Source organism: Priestia sp. P5_B4 (assembly GCF_056400385.1).
In genome coordinates, this window is the sequence record NZ_JBFULJ010001545.1 from 1 (window position 1) to 511 (window position 511).

The window sequence follows — 511 nt, forward strand, 5'->3', positions numbered from 1 at the left end:
CATATCATGTATTCATTGTGAACTGTACCCTATATAAAAAAACTTTAAACAATGGCAAGTTATGAAAAGGTAGCGTGAATCATAAACAAAACCAAAAAAGAGATAGCAAATTTAAGATGCCACTTTTTATCTATACGCTTATAGCGCTTCACGCCCATCACGAGTAAACAAGCTAGAACAGCCATTGTAATAATTCCTGAAAAGTACGTAAAATTTGCTTGAAATCCTTTTATTAAAGCCATATAACCATGTAAAATAATCAAGGCCGTTGATATAAGAGCAATGGGAACGTGCCACTGACGAACATACTTGGCTAAAAATTGGATAAGCGGTTTTAACTCAAAATTTCCTTTTTTTATGTCCGATAACGGTTTCCATTTTAATAATAAAAAAATAGGATAAATGGCTAAAGCTGCAAAAAAACCAATTCGTGCGATTGAACCAAGCTCTTTAAAATTCCCTTCATATATTTTAGAATCGATTGGAAGGGAATGTTTATAAATAGGGATGT

1 protein-coding gene is annotated in these 511 nt (G+C 32.5%); it reads right to left on the reverse strand.

All coding sequences use genetic code 11. From position 1 onward, the window contains the following. Nucleotides 1–59: 59 nt before the first annotated feature. Nucleotides 60–511 (reverse strand): hypothetical protein (locus tag AC1DRF_RS32080; RefSeq protein ID WP_477742839.1); only part of this gene is annotated, 452 nt, incomplete at its 5' end.